This window comes from Hyphomicrobium sp. CS1GBMeth3, assembly GCF_900117455.1.
In the GTDB taxonomy this organism is placed as follows: Bacteria; Pseudomonadota; Alphaproteobacteria; order Rhizobiales; family Hyphomicrobiaceae; genus Hyphomicrobium_C.
Genome location: NZ_FPHO01000002.1, coordinates 1,384,030 through 1,398,905 on the forward strand (window position 1 = coordinate 1,384,030; position 14,876 = coordinate 1,398,905).

General features: G+C 62.6%; 13 protein-coding genes. 8 read left to right on the top strand and 5 right to left on the bottom strand.

Annotation, left to right across the window (positions count from 1 at the left end; genetic code table 11):
• The first annotated feature begins 54 nt into the window (after positions 1–54).
• From CS1GBM3_RS06740 to CS1GBM3_RS06755, 4 genes are all read left to right on the top strand, one after another.
• On the top strand, positions 55–1,080 hold the full coding sequence (locus tag CS1GBM3_RS06740; protein WP_072393069.1) for an aldo/keto reductase: 1,026 nt from the start codon (positions 55–57) through the stop codon (positions 1,078–1,080).
• Positions 1,081–1,477: 397 nt separating this feature from the next.
• The gene (locus CS1GBM3_RS06745; protein WP_072393072.1) at positions 1,478–2,098 is read left to right on the top strand and encodes a sugar transferase; all 621 of its coding nucleotides are present in this window, start codon (positions 1,478–1,480) and stop codon (positions 2,096–2,098) included.
• Positions 2,099–2,358: 260 nt separating this feature from the next.
• A complete protein-coding gene (locus CS1GBM3_RS06750) occupies positions 2,359–3,129 on the top strand; it encodes a response regulator transcription factor (RefSeq protein ID WP_171946437.1) in 771 nt (256 codons plus the stop codon).
• A gap of 193 nt (positions 3,130–3,322) precedes the next feature.
• Positions 3,323–4,549 (top strand): glycosyltransferase family protein, encoded by a 1,227-nt coding sequence (locus CS1GBM3_RS06755; RefSeq protein WP_072393078.1) that lies wholly within the window; start codon positions 3,323–3,325, stop codon positions 4,547–4,549.
• 12 nt (positions 4,550–4,561) lie between these two features.
• Here CS1GBM3_RS06755 and CS1GBM3_RS06760 read toward each other — a convergent pair whose 3' ends face one another.
• The 3 genes from CS1GBM3_RS06760 to CS1GBM3_RS06770 all read right to left on the bottom strand — a co-directional run bounded on the left by CS1GBM3_RS06760 (position 4,562) and on the right by CS1GBM3_RS06770 (position 8,895).
• A complete protein-coding gene (locus tag CS1GBM3_RS06760; protein WP_072393081.1) occupies positions 4,562–5,350 on the bottom strand; it encodes a family 16 glycosylhydrolase in 789 nt (262 codons plus the stop codon).
• A 36-nt stretch (positions 5,351–5,386) separates the two neighbouring features.
• The gene (locus CS1GBM3_RS06765) at positions 5,387–7,696 is read right to left on the bottom strand and encodes a glycosyltransferase (protein ID WP_072393084.1); all 2,310 of its coding nucleotides are present in this window, start codon (positions 7,694–7,696) and stop codon (positions 5,387–5,389) included.
• Positions 7,697–7,863: 167 nt separating this feature from the next.
• Positions 7,864–8,895: a glycosyltransferase family A protein gene (locus CS1GBM3_RS06770; RefSeq protein ID WP_072393088.1), complete on the bottom strand. Its 1,032-nt coding sequence runs from the start codon at positions 8,893–8,895 to the stop codon at positions 7,864–7,866.
• Positions 8,896–9,208: 313 nt separating this feature from the next.
• Between CS1GBM3_RS06770 and CS1GBM3_RS06775 the strand changes: the two genes are divergently transcribed.
• On the top strand, positions 9,209–10,315 hold the full coding sequence (locus tag CS1GBM3_RS06775; protein ID WP_072393090.1) for a GumC family protein: 1,107 nt from the start codon (positions 9,209–9,211) through the stop codon (positions 10,313–10,315).
• 29 nt (positions 10,316–10,344) lie between these two features.
• Here the strand turns inward: CS1GBM3_RS06775 and CS1GBM3_RS06780 are convergent, their stop codons facing one another.
• Positions 10,345–11,133 (bottom strand): FkbM family methyltransferase, encoded by a 789-nt coding sequence (locus CS1GBM3_RS06780; protein ID WP_171946438.1) that lies wholly within the window; start codon positions 11,131–11,133, stop codon positions 10,345–10,347.
• Positions 11,134–11,721: 588 nt separating this feature from the next.
• Here CS1GBM3_RS06780 and CS1GBM3_RS06785 point away from each other — a divergent pair.
• Complete coding sequence (locus tag CS1GBM3_RS06785; RefSeq protein WP_072393094.1) at positions 11,722–12,483, top strand: LuxR C-terminal-related transcriptional regulator; 762 nt, start codon at positions 11,722–11,724, stop codon at positions 12,481–12,483.
• Between the two features lie 210 nt (positions 12,484–12,693).
• Complete coding sequence (locus CS1GBM3_RS06790) at positions 12,694–13,380, top strand: sugar transferase (RefSeq protein WP_072393097.1); 687 nt, start codon at positions 12,694–12,696, stop codon at positions 13,378–13,380.
• 26 nt (positions 13,381–13,406) lie between these two features.
• Here the strand turns inward: CS1GBM3_RS06790 and CS1GBM3_RS06795 are convergent, their stop codons facing one another.
• Entirely contained in the window at positions 13,407–13,655 is a 249-nt protein-coding gene (locus CS1GBM3_RS06795) for a hypothetical protein (protein WP_139247810.1), read from the bottom strand.
• Between the two features lie 275 nt (positions 13,656–13,930).
• Between CS1GBM3_RS06795 and CS1GBM3_RS06800 the strand changes: the two genes are divergently transcribed.
• Positions 13,931–14,854 (top strand): hypothetical protein, encoded by a 924-nt coding sequence (locus tag CS1GBM3_RS06800; RefSeq protein ID WP_072393103.1) that lies wholly within the window; start codon positions 13,931–13,933, stop codon positions 14,852–14,854.
• Positions 14,855–14,876 lie beyond the last annotated feature (22 nt).

The window sequence follows — 14,876 nt, forward strand, 5'->3', positions numbered from 1 at the left end:
TGGCTGGACTTATGAAAGTGATCATAGCAGCCTTTCGCGGCCAGCAATTGCCGAATGTCGGATGGCCTTAACCGGACTGGTGGCCCCTTCAACGAGATCAATCCGATGAGCCTGCCCCCCTCCTCCGAGGTCGCCCCGCTGACGACCGTGCTCTCCAAACCGTCGGGACGATTGGGTTTCGGGTCCGGCCTTCTCTTATCGGCGGGCGACCGGAAGACTGCCGTGCGGCTGCTCGAAACGGCGTTCGACAACGGCATCGTCTATTTCGATACCGCCCGGCTCTACGCCGAAGGGTTGGCCGAAGGGTTGCTGGGCGAAGCGTTCTCCCACCGGCGCGATCAGGTCATCCTGGTCAGCAAGGCCGGCATCCTGCCGACGTCGCGCGCGCTTTCGCGGCGCCTCGTCAACAAGGCGCTGCACGTCTCGCGCAAGGTGCCGCCTCTCCGTGCCATCTTGCCCGAACCAAAGGTGGCCGAGCCGGAGTTCGGCGTGTTCGACGTTCCGTGCCTGCGCATGAGCGTCGAGACAAGTCTACGGGAGCTTCGGACCGACCATCTCGACGCGTTGCTGCTGCACGAATGTACTCCCGAAGACGCCGCCGATCCGGAGATCCGGGCGTTTGCCGAGGACCTTGTGCGGGAAGGGAAGATCCGCGCTTACGGCGTCGCACCGCGGACCGCGGATGCGCTCGCGATCGCGCAGCGGGGCATCGCTTTCGGCACGATCCTGCAGGTCGCCAGCAGCCCGTGGGACGACAACGTCTCGCGCCTCGCGCCGGGCGGCGATCGCCTGGTGGTGACGCATTCGGTATTGGGGCCGCGTTTCCGCGAGACGGTGGAAGCGTTGCGCCACAATCAGGAGGCCGGCGATCGCTGGCGCGCCGCCTTCGAGATCGATCCGACCGACGGTGCCGATGTGGCCCGCTTGTTCCTACGCTATGCGTTGCAGCAAAATCTCGCGGGTGTCGTGCTCTTCTCAACGACCCGCCCGGCCCGCATCCGGCAGAATCTTCGCGCCCTTGAACGGCCACTGCCGCCCATCCAGGCGGATCTTCTCCCCGAGATGCTGAGGGCGCTGTAGCCTCCGTATATTGCGCAATTTCACCGCAAACTGCGGCAGGCCCTTAAGGGGCTCGACGCAACGGATGCTGGCTCTCGCTCCTCATAAGCCGCTCGAATGTGGCGAGCTAATTCCTTTGGCTTATTCGATAAGCTGCCGTTTTCTCCCGGATACGTCCTTTGCGGCGATTGTGGGGACGGGGGCTTCATAGGACAATAATCGTTACCGTGACGATCATATTCCGGTCACGGGCGAGAGTTCGTAAATGTCCGTATTGTTCCCGCGGCTTTTCGCGTCATTCGCGCGCTCTGCTACGGACGGGTTCTGGGCCACGTTTCACCGCCCGCCACGCGCGCCGACGCACAGGAATTTGGGTCTCGAAGAGGGCGCGCAATTCCCCGAATTGCGACACAGCCGGATGCGGCCCGTCGGCGGGCTCGGCAAGCGGGTCGCAGACATTGCCATCGCGGGGGTCGTTGGCATCGCCGCAATGCCGATCCTTCTCCTGGTGGGGCTCGCGATCAAGCTCAGCATGGGTGGCCCGATCCTTTATCGCCACCGCCGCATCGGCTTCGGCGGCCGACCGTTCGACTGCCTCAAGTTCCGCACGATGGTCGTCAACGGAGACGAGGTGCTCGCGCGCTACCTGGCCAACAATCCGGCTGCCGCGGAGGAGTGGCGCCGCGATCGCAAGCTCGTCCACGATCCGCGCGTGACGCGCCTTGGCGCCTTGCTCAGGAAGTCCAGCCTCGACGAGCTGCCGCAGCTTCTGAATATCCTGCGCGGAGAGATGAGCTGTGTAGGGCCCCGGCCGGTCGTCGCGGACGAGCTCGTACGCTATGGTATCCACGCGGAAGCGTATCTCAGGGCCCGGCCTGGGATGACGGGGTCCTGGCAAGTGAGCGGGCGCAGCACGATCGACTACGGTGACCGCGTCGCGCTGGACAGCGCCTACGTCAGGAAGTGGTCGTTTGCCTCCGACATTCTGATCCTGGTCAGGACCGTGCCGGCGCTGCTCAAGGTCGACCAAGCGGCCTAAAAGACACAAAGCCGTTGTTTCCCCTCGCCACCGTAAAGTTACGGTTGCAAATGCCCTTATTTATCTACACTATGAGTTATGCACTATCGTTACCAAAGTGCAGGAATTTATGTTACATTTTGTTCTCAATTTTAATTTCTCTCGTGAAGACCACTCAGTCGTGGCTAATATCGTATAAATAAAAATTTGTAGGCGCCGCACCAAAGCACGGTGTCTCGATGAATGCCGGCGAAGTGTTTTTCCGAGGCGGAGTCGGTAAAATGCGTACGCTCTCATCACACCCACTGCACACCAAGAACCCATCGATCCACAAGATGCCGCCGTCTGGTCCAGCCATGGCGGTGGATACCTACTCCCGGGTCGCCGGGTCTCCCCGCACAGACGCGGCGACGTCCGTCGTTATCATCGAACGGCATTCGTTCGTCCGCGGGTGCATTCAGTCCATGCTCTCTCAGGGTGCCCCGCTCGATTGCGTCGGCGTCGCAACCGTTGACGACTATCTATCGCGCGCCGGCACCGCAAAGGGCGACGTCATCGTTCTTTGCGCCATCGGCCTGGGGGCTCGGGAAGCTGATATGCAGCTTTCCCTCCTGATGGAGGCTCAATGCCGCGCCCCGATCGTCGTCATGTCCGATCTGGAGGATCCCGATCTGCTCGTGACCGTTATGGACAAGGGCGTAAACGGCTTTATGCCGGCCGACATCTCGCTCGAGGTGGCGGCGCACGCGCTGCGCCTGGTCGCGGCCGGCGGGCAGTACTTCCCCGCTGATACGCTGCTGGCTGCACGGAAGGCCATTGACGGCGCGAGCACCTCGGAGGCTGCCGGGAAAGGCATGTTCACGCGGCGGCAAGTGGCCGTGATCGATGCCCTGCGCCGAGGCAAGGCCAACAAGGTTATCGCCTACGAGCTGAACGTCTGCGAAAGCACCGTTAAGGTGCATGTACGCAATATCATGAAGAAGCTCAAAGCGAAGAACCGCACGGAAGTAGCGTATCTCGCGAATGGGCTTCTCCCGGAGCCCAGGCTTTAAGCTCTCGGCCGGCAGCGGCAGGCGACGGCACGCTCGGCTCACGCCTCTGGGTTGCGTCGAGCGTTGAAGCCTCAACGCGTGCCGGGAAAAATTTATCGTAGCGACCGGTTTCCGGCGGCGGCGTGCGGCCGATGCGCTAGATAGGAGGTATCGCGTTAAATTCGAGGGCCACGTGTTGCGGGGCGAGACAGTCATGGCCGTGCGTCAAATTCCGGCTTCGGAGCCGACGCCGGAGACCAGACAGCAGACGGCCGTGAAGACAATTGCATTCTTTGCGCACGATTCCGGCGAAAGCGTCGTGATCAAACGCGCCAAGGCGTTTCAAGCGAGTGGTGCTTCCGTCACCGGCTTCATGTTTCACCGCGTGCGCGACAAGGCGCGCCCGACTCCCGTCTGGCACAACATATCGCTCGGGGACACCGTCGACCGCAACTATCTGGCGCGCCTTCCGAAGCTTTGCGCCGGTCTTTGGAAAGTGCTGCGCCATCGCCGCGAGCTCGCAGCGTGCGATGTCATCTATGCGCGCAATTTCGACATGATGGCCATCGCGACGGCAGCCAAGTGGCTGACCCGCTCACGGGCGCGCCTCGTCTATGAAGTGCTCGACATCCAGCGTGCCTTTGTCGGCACGGGGGCGGTGAGCGCCGTGTTCCGCTGGTGCGAGCGCCGTCTGCTCGCTGCCTGCGACATGCTCGTCGTCAGCTCGCCCATGTTCATGACCCGCTATTTCGAGCCGCAGCAGGGCTACACGGGCGCCTGGTACCTGCTCGAGAACAAAGTGACCGCGAGCCAACTGACAGAGTCCCAGAAATCAGTCCCCGACACGGCGCCGGCGCCTGGACCGCCCTGGATCATCGGCTGGTTCGGCACGCTCCGCTGCACACGCAGCCTGGACATCCTGGGCCGGCTCGCTGCCATATACCCCGACAAGGTCGCCGTGCAGATCCGCGGTACGCTGTCGGAGGAGGACATCAGCAGGGACGTGATGCAGGCGGCGACGGCCGGGCGCGCGAACTTTCGCTATTTCGGCCCTTACGAGAGCCCGCGCGACCTCCCCGAGATCTACAGTCAGATCCATTTCACCTGGGCCATAGACTTTCTCGATGCGAACTCCAACTCCGATTGGCTGCTGCCGAACCGCCTGTACGAGGGCGGTCTCTTCAACGCCGTGCCGATCGCGCGCGCGGGAACGGCGACGGGCGACAAAGTGGTGCGCGATGGTCTCGGCGTAACGCTGGCCGAGCCAATCGACGAGGCTCTGGCCGCCTGGCTTCTGGGCATGGATGCGGAGCAGTTCGATGCGCTGCACGATGCCGCCCGCCGGGCGCCGCGCTCCTTGTTCATAGACGAGACGGATACCGCATCCCTGCTCGAAGCTGTGGCCCAGACAGGAAACGAGCGGCCTGCTGCCAAGGCCTGACGCGGCTTCTCGCTATTTGCCGTTGAGCTTCTCCTTGCCGAGCTTGCACACGATCGAACCCGGAAACTGGCAGTCGTCGCCCAGCTTGGTGAAGGCGATGTGCTCGTAGCTCGCCACGATCGGTTTGCCCGGGTAGGTGAATGGGCCGAGCCAGTCGTCGAGCTGCGCGCTGCCGCTCCAGATGCTGATATAGATTTTGCTGGGTGTCGTCGGGTACTCTTCGCCTTCCGTTTTCGTCACCTCGCGCAGCACTTTGCCGTTCGCGTACCAGGTCATGCGCTCGGGGGTCCAGTGCACCGCGAAGTCGTTGAATCCGGCCCGCGGATCGAAATCGAGCGGCACGGACTGAACACGACCGCCGTTGCCTTTGGCGTGGTAGCTGGCATCGACGGACTTCTCCCGCGTGCCGATGAACTCGAAGTCAATCTCGTCGTGCGGCTGGTTGTGGGACGGGCCCGTGTAGGTGAAGAACGTTGCCAACATGCCCGGGTTTGCTGGCGCCGCCTTCATGCGCACCTCATAGGTGCCATAGCCGAAGAAGTCGTTCGACTGCAGTTCGCCGCAGGAATAGGCGTACTCGCCGCGCCGCACATCCGTCACGGACAACTCGATCCGGTTGTCGACCAAGCGCACATTATCGACCGCCCAGACGCAGCTCTGATGGCTTCCGTTCGACCATCCCTTGGAGATGTACCAGCGCTTTCTGTCGAGCGTCGCCCCAAACTTATCGAAGAACGAGTTGCCTTCGGCGAGGGCCGACGACAGCGGGGCGATGCACAGCACCAGGGCAAGAACTCGCATAGGAACCTCCTACCGTCGCTTAAGGCGCGAGACAGGTCATGCGCCGAGTCGCCTGTTGGCAGTCCGGGGCGCGTCCGGCCCCTCCCACGTCTCGGTTGCCACGCTGGCTGGACGAGGCGCGACGTCGGAGACGCGGCCTGTCTTGAAGCTCGTCGCACTCACGAATGACAGCAGGTCGCGGTAGCAGGCTTCCGGTGAATAGAACCGGCGTGCAACATCGAGCGCGTCTGCGGCCTTGGCGCGGCGCAGCTCTTCGTTCGTCAGGAGATCGACGACGGCATCGGCGAAAGGCTGCGGCTCGTCGCGCTCGAAGATGGCCTCGATGGCCGCGTCCTCGTAGCCCTCGGTGGTGACGCTCGTCGCGACCACAGCCTTGCCTTGCCCGAGCGCCTCCACCAGCTTGATCTTGAGGCCCGAGCCGACGGTCAAAGGCGAAATGACAACGCCGGCCTCGGCGTAAGGAGGATCGAGATCCGCGACCATGCCGAGGAAGCGCACGCCCGGGACCTCGTCCGGAAATGCCGCCGCGACGCCTCCAGCGACCAGCAGCCGAACGTCCGGGGTCCGGCGTCTGACCTCCGGCCAAATGGCTTCGATGAACCATTGGAGGCCGATGACATTCGGGGCGGTGTTGCTGCCAACGAACAGGAGCGTGCGGTCGTCGCCCGGTTGTGGCGCTTCCTTCACGCGCGACGCGAGCGGTGCCACGATCACCTGCCGCTCCGGCAAGAGACGGGCAATCTCAGCCCCTTCGAGCTTCTGGATGGCGATGACGGCGTCCGCCCCCGCAAGCAGCCGCAGCTCGGTCGCTTGATCCAGCCACGCGACGGAATCGGCGAGTTTCTGCTCGCGAAACCGCTCGGCGCGCGCCGAGAAGAAATCATGCATCACAACCGCGCTCCGCGCTGATGGTGCCAAAGCATACGGAATGCCCGGTGTCGTGAACGCGTAGTCGACCAGGACAAGCTTCGGCGCGCGTGGCGCGTGGCGCGCGATGAAGAGCTGGTCCTCGCGATGCCACGGCTCCGCGATGGCGTACGGGGCCGGCCGATCCCAGGCAGACGGTGGCTTGACGCCGAGCCGCGATACCAGCCTGGACGCGATCGTCAATGCCGCGTTGATTGCGATCCGCGGGTCCTTGGCGATGTACAAGCGGCGCCTGATTTTCCACGAGCCGCGAACGTGAATCTCGTCGAAGGCGTCCATCTCCGGGCGCAGGCGCAGAAACGGCCAGCGCCCGAACGTCGACATGCTCGGGGAAATCAACGTGATCTTATGCCCGTCGTCGCGTAGCGCTTTGGCCAGCGCGAGCAGATAGGCTGAGCTGCCGTTGCTGTTGCCGACCAGGCGCTGGCGCGAGATCAGAGCGACCCGTTTGTCCGTGTCGGTGGCCGGCTGCTCACCTCGGGGAGCTGTCAGCTTCCGCCAGCGGGCTGCGATCGGCATGGCCAACAGCGGCAGGGCGCGCGGATTTCCGACCATCAGGGCCGCCGCCTGTCGCCAATCGCGTTTCTTCAACGTGGCAATGATTTCCCCATAGGCGGCCGCGCGCTCGATGGATGCCTTGCGCGTCTCGAACGCGCGGGCGACATCCGCCTCACCTGCGCCGAACAGTGTGCGCAGACGTGCATCCGCGGCCAGCATCTGCGCAACGTTGTTGCCCGACATGCGGTGGGAGGTCGACTGGCTGTGCTTACGGTAGAAGTAGCCCAGGGACTCCACCACGCGGAAGCGCGCGCCCTTCGCTAGTAGCTGAACGACGAGATCGTAGTCCTCCCCGATCGGAAGATCAGGCGTATAGGAGAGCCCATGCTCGCGCAGGAACGCCGTGCGGATCAGCGGCTTCAGATATCCGAGCACCGGCTCGCGCGTGAGAAGTTTGTTTCCGGCGATGAAGTCCGCGGCCGATAACCAGCCGCGGGTGCGCTGGCGCGCGGACAATAGGCTCGTCGGTGTGGTGCCGTCCCCGAAGATCAATAGGTCATCGGCGATGAGGTCGGCGTTCGCTGCCTCGGCCTCGGCCACAAGCTGCTCGAGCCGGGACGGATGCATCAGGTCGTCGTTGTCGAGGATCGCGATCCATCGTCCGCGCGCGGCAGAGAGCCCTGCGTTGCGGGCTGCGCCGGGGCCGGACCGCGTCGCCAACGGGAGCACGCGGATGCGGCCGTCCGCGCGCGCTGCGGCATCGGCAATCTCGCGGCTGGCGTCGGACGATGCGTCGTCGATGACGATCATCTCGACGTCCCGAAGCGTTTGATTGCGCGCAGACGCCAAGGCGTCGGCTAGAAACCGTTCGCCGTTAAAGTTGGCAATGACAACCGAAACGATGGGATCAGTCAGCGGCACGGGTCCGTCCTTTGCACAACGACGGGCGTCCCGCCGTTAGACAATCGAGGCCCCGGAAGGCCAGTTTGCGCTTCACTCCCGCAACTTCCAGGCTAGGTCTAGATTCAGCGCAACGGCCCAAACGGAAAGTCCCCGAAAAGAGTTAATGCTTTCGACTAGTCCGGCGGTCAGACGACGCCGATCGTCTTTTCTCCGATGAGGCGGCGTATGGCCGGCTGCCCGGCGTCTCCGTTGTCTTGGCCCCACAGCCGCCGGCCGAGCCGCGCGGACTTCGCGCGTGCGATCTCGGACGCGACGTAAGGGATGCTCGCGGGTTGCCGGGAGAGGAAGCGCAAGGCTGCTCCCACCCCCTGCTCACGGCGGATCTCAAGTGCGCGCGCCAGGGCCCACTTCCCTGCCGTCGCCTGCTCGTGCGCGGCAAGGGCCTGTCTTGCAGGCTCATAAAGGCCCGGCGTTTCAGCGCTGGCGGTATCAAACGCGCAAATGGCGGCGAGATCAGCCGCTTTGTGCACGGCGCTCAGAGAGCTCGATCGCTCGACCGCAACATAGCCCGAGAAGCCGGCGACCTTGAATTTGGCTCCGGCCATCAAGGCGTTGACATAGAGAGCGTAGTCCTCGCCAAGGCGCAGGCCCGGCTCATAGCGCAGGTTACGCCCATCGAGAAAGCGCCGCCGCATCAGCGGTTTCAGAAAGCCGAGCTCGGCTCGGGGGCGGCGCGGATGGGAAATATTGCTTCGCACGAAAGTCGGCAGATCGAGCGTCAGCGGAGCCCGCTGGGCTTCGTCGGACATCTCGCGCGCACGCGTTTCGGCGAGGCTCTCGGGGACAATCAGGATATCGTCGGCAAGAAAATCCCAGGCGCCATAATCGGCGGCCAGCAGCCGCCTGATGCGGTCCGGCAGGAAATAATCGTCAGAGTCGAGAACGCAGAAAAGAGCGGCACGGGAGCGGGCAAGCGCCGCGTTTCTCGCCACGGACGGACCGCTGTTCCGCTCCAGGACGGCGACCGAAAGCCGCCCGGTGCCGTCGTCGGACTGTTCTGCGGCCGCGGCCGTGGCGTCCGTCGACGCGTCGTCGACGACGATCACCTCGGTGACATGAGCCTGCGCGAGCGCCGACGCGACGGCGCGCGCAATCGTGCGCTCGGCGTTATAGGCTGCGATGCAAACGCAAACGCTATCGTTTTGAGCTGTCGCCATACGACACCGCGGCTTTGCCGTCCTGGTATTGAACTCCCGCTGGCCCAAACTCTAAGTCAAAATCCGGGGCGTTACGTAAGTCCTTCGATCAGTTTTGGGGCGGATGGATAATTTCACAAAGATTGCAGCTACGTCCTGAAATCGGCCGACAGCGGACATTCGCCGTGTTAACCTCGCGGTCAGCTTCACCATGAAAATGACGAGTGTCGGCCCTAGAAGTTAGGATCTATTCGATCTCTTCTGTTCATTTATTCATACGACGATCAGGCAAAAAAAGTTTCCTAATTTCCAAGCAGGTCCTGGAGCCAATACGGTGCTTGACGGCGACAACAGCGCCCCCGAACACAAACGGCGGCACACCGACATTTACAACACGTTCGGGCACCTCAGCATAGCCGACGTGTTCGACTTCGTTCGCCGCCATCTCCAGCTTCTTGCGGTGACGACGTCGACTGCCATCGGCCTCGCGCTCCTGTACGGCCTTTTCGCCACGCCACACTACACGGCGTATGGGCAGCTTCTGATCGATGCGCGGGTTCCGCATCTCGCCAACGAGCAGTGGACCGAGACGGGACTCGTGCTCGATACGGCACAGGTCGAGAGCCAAGCCGCGGTGCTTTGGTCTGAGCACATCGCACGCGCTGTGGTTCAGCGGCTCGATCTCCTCGAAGACCCGGAATTCGGGGGCGCTCCCGGGCTTACGCCAAAGGCGCCAGAGGGAGACGAGGCGGCGTCCGAAGCCGCTGCGGCCAAGATCGACCCCGATCTGTTGCGGCGCATCGCGACGCAGGTGCAAGGACATCTCGACATTCGCCGGGTCGGCCTGTCGTACGTTCTCGAGGTCGCGTTCACATCGCGCGATCCGGAAAAAGCAGCCGATATCGCGAACGCGATCATGCAGTCTTACATCAGCGATCAGATCTCGCAGCGGGCAGAGGCCGCGCGCCAGGGCAGCCAATGGCTTGAACGGCGCATCAATACGTTGCGGCTGCAAATGAATGCAGCGTCGCTCAAAGTGCAAGAATTCAAGGCACGCCGGGACTACAGCATCGTCGGGCACTCGACGCTCGATGGCGACGCGCCGGTGGACGGCAACGCTCCGGCCGACGCCGGCCCTGCGCCCACCAAAGGGTTTACCGAAACGCTAGATGAGCTTGAATCGACTGCGCTCACCTACCGTAAGATGTTCGAAAGCGCACTGCAGGCCTTCACCGAAGCGGAGCAACGCCAATCCTATCCTGTCAGCAACTCGCGCATCATCTCCACGGCAACAAAGCCGCTCTACAGAAGCTCGCCCAAGCGGATGCGTGCGCTGGCCATCGCAACAGTCGCCGGGCTGCTGCTCGGCCTCGGCCTTGCACTCTTGCAGGAAGGGATGACTTTCGGGCGTCGGAAGCCCCAAGCCGGGCAGCGCGCTTGAGCTGACCGCCCGGGCGAGACTCCAAGCATTCAAGCTTCGAGCAGCTTTTTCAGATCCGGCCGATCGCGCGAAACGCAGCAATAATTGCAGAACCTGAAGTTCTCCATCCGCCAGTCGTAATCTCGGAAATCGACATAGCTCGGATAGATCTTGCCCATCCAGTAGCGCTCGCCCAGCAGCTCGTAATAGTCCTTGAGGAGAAAGCGCGTCTGGATCGAGAAGGCGCCGTACTCGAACTGGATGCAGTTGACCTTCTTGCCGTCCAGGAAGTCAGAAAAGCCCTTGAAGACGCGGTTTTCAGCACCTTCGACGTCGACCTTCAGGAAGTCAACCTGCTCGATGCCGTGGCGCTTGCAATAATCGTCCAGCCTCTCGAGTTTGGCCTCGAACGGGACGGCCACCTCGTTCACGTGACGGGGTGAGTCGCACGTCAGCTCGGGGGAGTCCGGATAGTAGTACATCGTCATCGCACCGTTGGCGTCGGAAACGCCGAAGTCGTTTAGAACGATCCGATCGGCGAACGGTGAGGCTGCTATGTGCTCCTGCAGCTCCTTATAGGTATCGGGCGCCACCTCGAAGGCGTGGACGCGGCAGTTGAGCCAAAGCGTGAGCGCGGCAATGGACCAAGCGCCCGTGTTGGCGCCGACGTCGAACGCAGTGCGAAAGTCCGCCTGCTTCAGCTTTTTCAGAAGATCGTGCTCACCGTTGCTCGCGAAATCCGACCCCTCATTGGCGTAGGATTCCTCGATAAATGCGGTGACCTCGTGCAAGAGCTTGATCGGCAATGCCTGACGGTGGCGCGAAATCGCCACCTTCATTCCGGATTTCAATCGACCAGCGCCGATCGTCCGCAGAATATCGCGCATCATTTTTGAAAAATTGCCCTCGCGCTCGTATTCGATGGGGCTCGACCGCCCTTCCCCTCGCGGCTTCCAAAGCCAACGCCAACATAGCGCAAAGGCCGGATGGGCCATCCATGGTTTTTGCCGACACGGATAATTTCGATCCTACGCCCGGCTTAGTTTTCGTGCAGCCAGCACCCCTCCGAATCGGCACCATCCGAATAGGCCCGCATCCGTCCGCCGGCTGACTTGGCCCGCTTCTTGAATGTACAGCAATAGAACTAACGAAGCGTCCCATTCTGAGAAAGGCGGACGGTCCGATGGCCCACGTTGCGCCCCATGGACGAGGGCTACCTCCTTTTCCGGTGCGGCGGGCCCGGACGGGTCCGGTGTTAACCTTATGGGCGAGCGACTGCGGCCGGACGCTCTTAAGATTAGCGTTCAACCGTTGTAGCAAAGATGTTAGGAAGGCTTATTAAATCCTAAACTTATGTACCAAACTGGGTAGGGCGCCCAGATCTGATGTCCAACGTGCGGGGGTGGAGAGAGGTTCGGGGACTGAGTATGCGTACTACTAATGTTCATGTTTCACGAGGGAATAAGACCTCGAATGAAGTTTCCGTTGTATCGACAGAGGCGGAGGCAGACCGCGAAGCTGCATTCCCTAACACCGAAGCATTAGCGACCATCGCCGTCATTGAGCGGCGCGCCTTCTTCCGGGACTGCATTGTCAAATCGCTGGACGCCTACGCGCACCTCGAGGTCGTTGCAGCGGCGAGCGTCGATGATTGGCTTCAATCGCAAGCCCAGCGCGACACTGCTCTCGTCGTCCTTTCGGCGGAAGGCAGCAGCAATGAGAGCACCAAGGACAACCTCGAGAAGCTCGCGGCGGTCGCTCCCGAGTTGCCGGTGGTTGTGCTGTCAGATTCCGACACCGTCGAACGGGTCGTGGACGCCATCGGCAAGGGTGCGCGGGGCTATATCTCGACGGAGACAAGCCTCGACGTGGCGATCGAGGCGATGAAGATCGTCAAGGCGGGCGGCACATTCGTGCCGGCAAGCAGCCTACTCGCAGCCTATCAACGCAACGCCGCGCCGGCAGAGCCGCGCCTCGAGTTCAACAGCATGTTCACGTCTCGACAGGCTGCGGTGGTGGAGGCCCTTCGTCTCGGCAAGGCCAACAAGACGATCGCTTATGAGCTCAACATGTGTGAGAGCACCGTCAAGGTGCACGTACGCAACATCATGAAGCGACTCAAAGCACAAAACAGAACGCAGGTGGCCTACCTCGTCGGGCAACTCATGCGTAGCTCGGACAATCCTTGAGACTGGACTCGGTCAGAGGCTAACCGAGGGGAAAGCGCGGCACCGCTCGTGCCCTGCGCGCATTGACGCAGCTCACGCCGCTAAGTGTCCGCGTGGCACGTCGAAATACCACTGACGTCGAGGCCGAACTACCTCCTTTGCCTAGCTTCACGCGGATGCTCGGGTGGCCGATGTTTAGGCGTTCTCCTCGACGTGCGGTTAAGGGCGGGCATGCTTGTAAATTCTAACTTCAGCGTCGCAGCCGCTGCGGGGTCAGCGGACATCGAGCCGCTGCGGACGCGCCCAGTCGGAGGAACCGGCAAACGTGTTGCTGATCTGATGATCGCAGCGACGAGCCTCGTCATGCTGATCCCGCTGATGCTCATCATCGCGGCTTTGATCAAGCTTACGATGGGGGGCCCCGTCTTCTATTATCAGTCGAGGATCGGCCATAACGGCAAGAGGTTCCGCTGCTACAAGTTCCGCTCCATGCTCGCGGACGCGGACAAGCGGCTCGCGGATCTCGTGGCCCGCGATCCCGAGGCAGCAGCAGAGTGGACCGAGACGCGCAAGCTCAAGAACGATCCGCGCGTCACACGCTTCGGCCAGATCTTGCGCAAGTCGAGCCTCGACGAGCTTCCGCAGTTCTACAACGTTCTCATCGGCGACATGAGCTGCATCGGGCCGCGCCCGATCGTGTCTGAGGAAATCGCGCGCTACGGGCGCTATGCGCCGGATTACTTTTCTGTTCGGCCGGGGATTACGGGCCTGTGGCAGGTCAGCGGCCGCAGTAGCCTAAGCTATTCGCGTCGCATCGCGCTCGACCGGTACTACGTCCGGCGCTGGTCTCCGCTGCTCGACGCTTCGATCGCGCTGCGCACCCTCAAGGCCGTGATGTCGCCGGATGAGACGTCCTGAACGCGGCGGCGACCTGCCATGCAGCGCTATTTCCTGAACCGCCTCCTGTGGCACACGGAGGATGCGGTGACGCCCAAAAGGTACGAGGTCTGCAGCGCGAACAGCGACGCTGCGATCGTGCCGAATGTCGACAGCAGCGGCCAATCTCCGGCTACCGCGACGGTCGCGATCGTCGCTGTAAGCACGACAGAGCACGCAATGACAAAGGGGACCTTGAACATGAGTCCCATGAGGAAACCCACGAAGGCAATCGCGACGTAGATCCAAGTTTGCAAGAGCATCCTCCTCAATGGAGCGATCCCGTCACCCTTACGCCCGCGATGCCTAACGCTTGGTTCCTGCCCACCCTGGCCCCTCGCCCCACCGTCGCGGTAATGCTTGGGCCAGCTACGATGTTCCCTACTCTGACAATCCAATAGTGGTATCGAACCCTACCACCTATTGGGACGGGAATTAGGCCCCGGTTCGGCTCTAAATTTGCGTGCTCGCACAGTGCAATACGACGGTACGCGTCGTCGCCAGAGCCACGATACCGAGAGGCACGGGTCTCATGCTATCGCTCTTTCGATCCTCCCGCGGGGCAGCGACCTCTCAGCGCGCCTGGGGCGACGGGCTGCTCGACGGATCGCTCGGGACGCTCTGGTATTCGGCAGACTGGTCCACGATCGATCCGGACGAGCTTTTGTTTCTCTCACCCTCTCTCTCCGCCTCCCAAGCGGCGAATGATGCAGATACAGGGCTATCCCGGCACATAGAACAGCGATTCTCTCAGGAGATCCAGGCAACCGCCCTCAAGCTCGGCGGCTTGGCTAAAACGAAGTGGGGGGGCGGGCACACGCTCGACCGCATGCGGTCGAGCGGCGCGCTCAACGCGTTTCTCGCGGGGCGCGCTCCAGACCAGAACGCCCGCCGTGGAGACGCGCTGCGCGCACCGAGGCTCTTACCTCTAAAGGGCGAAGCGCGCGCCATCTGGCTTTACGACCTGTTCGTTCTCGCCTGCGTGGACCGCATGCTGTTCGATGCCGCCCCGGTGGGCGAGCCGCCTTTGCCGATGCTTCTTGTGCATGTCGGGCTTGCAGACGCGCTCGTTGCCAGCATCCACACCGGGGTCAATGCAGGCTATGTCTACCCTCAGTATGCCTACGCGCACGAGACGCTAATGTGCGGAGCGTGGCTCGGTCTCCTGGCTGCCGGGCGCGCTGCGTACATGCCTACGGCTGTCGGAGAGGTGTTGATCGCCTACCTGGACCGGCGCGTGCCTTGGGACGACAGCTCTGAGGCGAAGCTTGCCGATATTCTCGGCTACTACGCAAACTTCGCGGGCGGCCGGGAGCGCCTGCTCAAAGTGGCGCGCAAGGTTTCCGCCTCGGGCTCGCCAACGCTCGTCCGGCCGAGACGGCAGCCGAGCATCGGGCCAGCCCGTGTCGAGGCTTGGAACGCCGAACTCACCCAGCGTCTCTCGGAGCGGCTCTAAGCCGCGGTCGGCACGCTCTAGC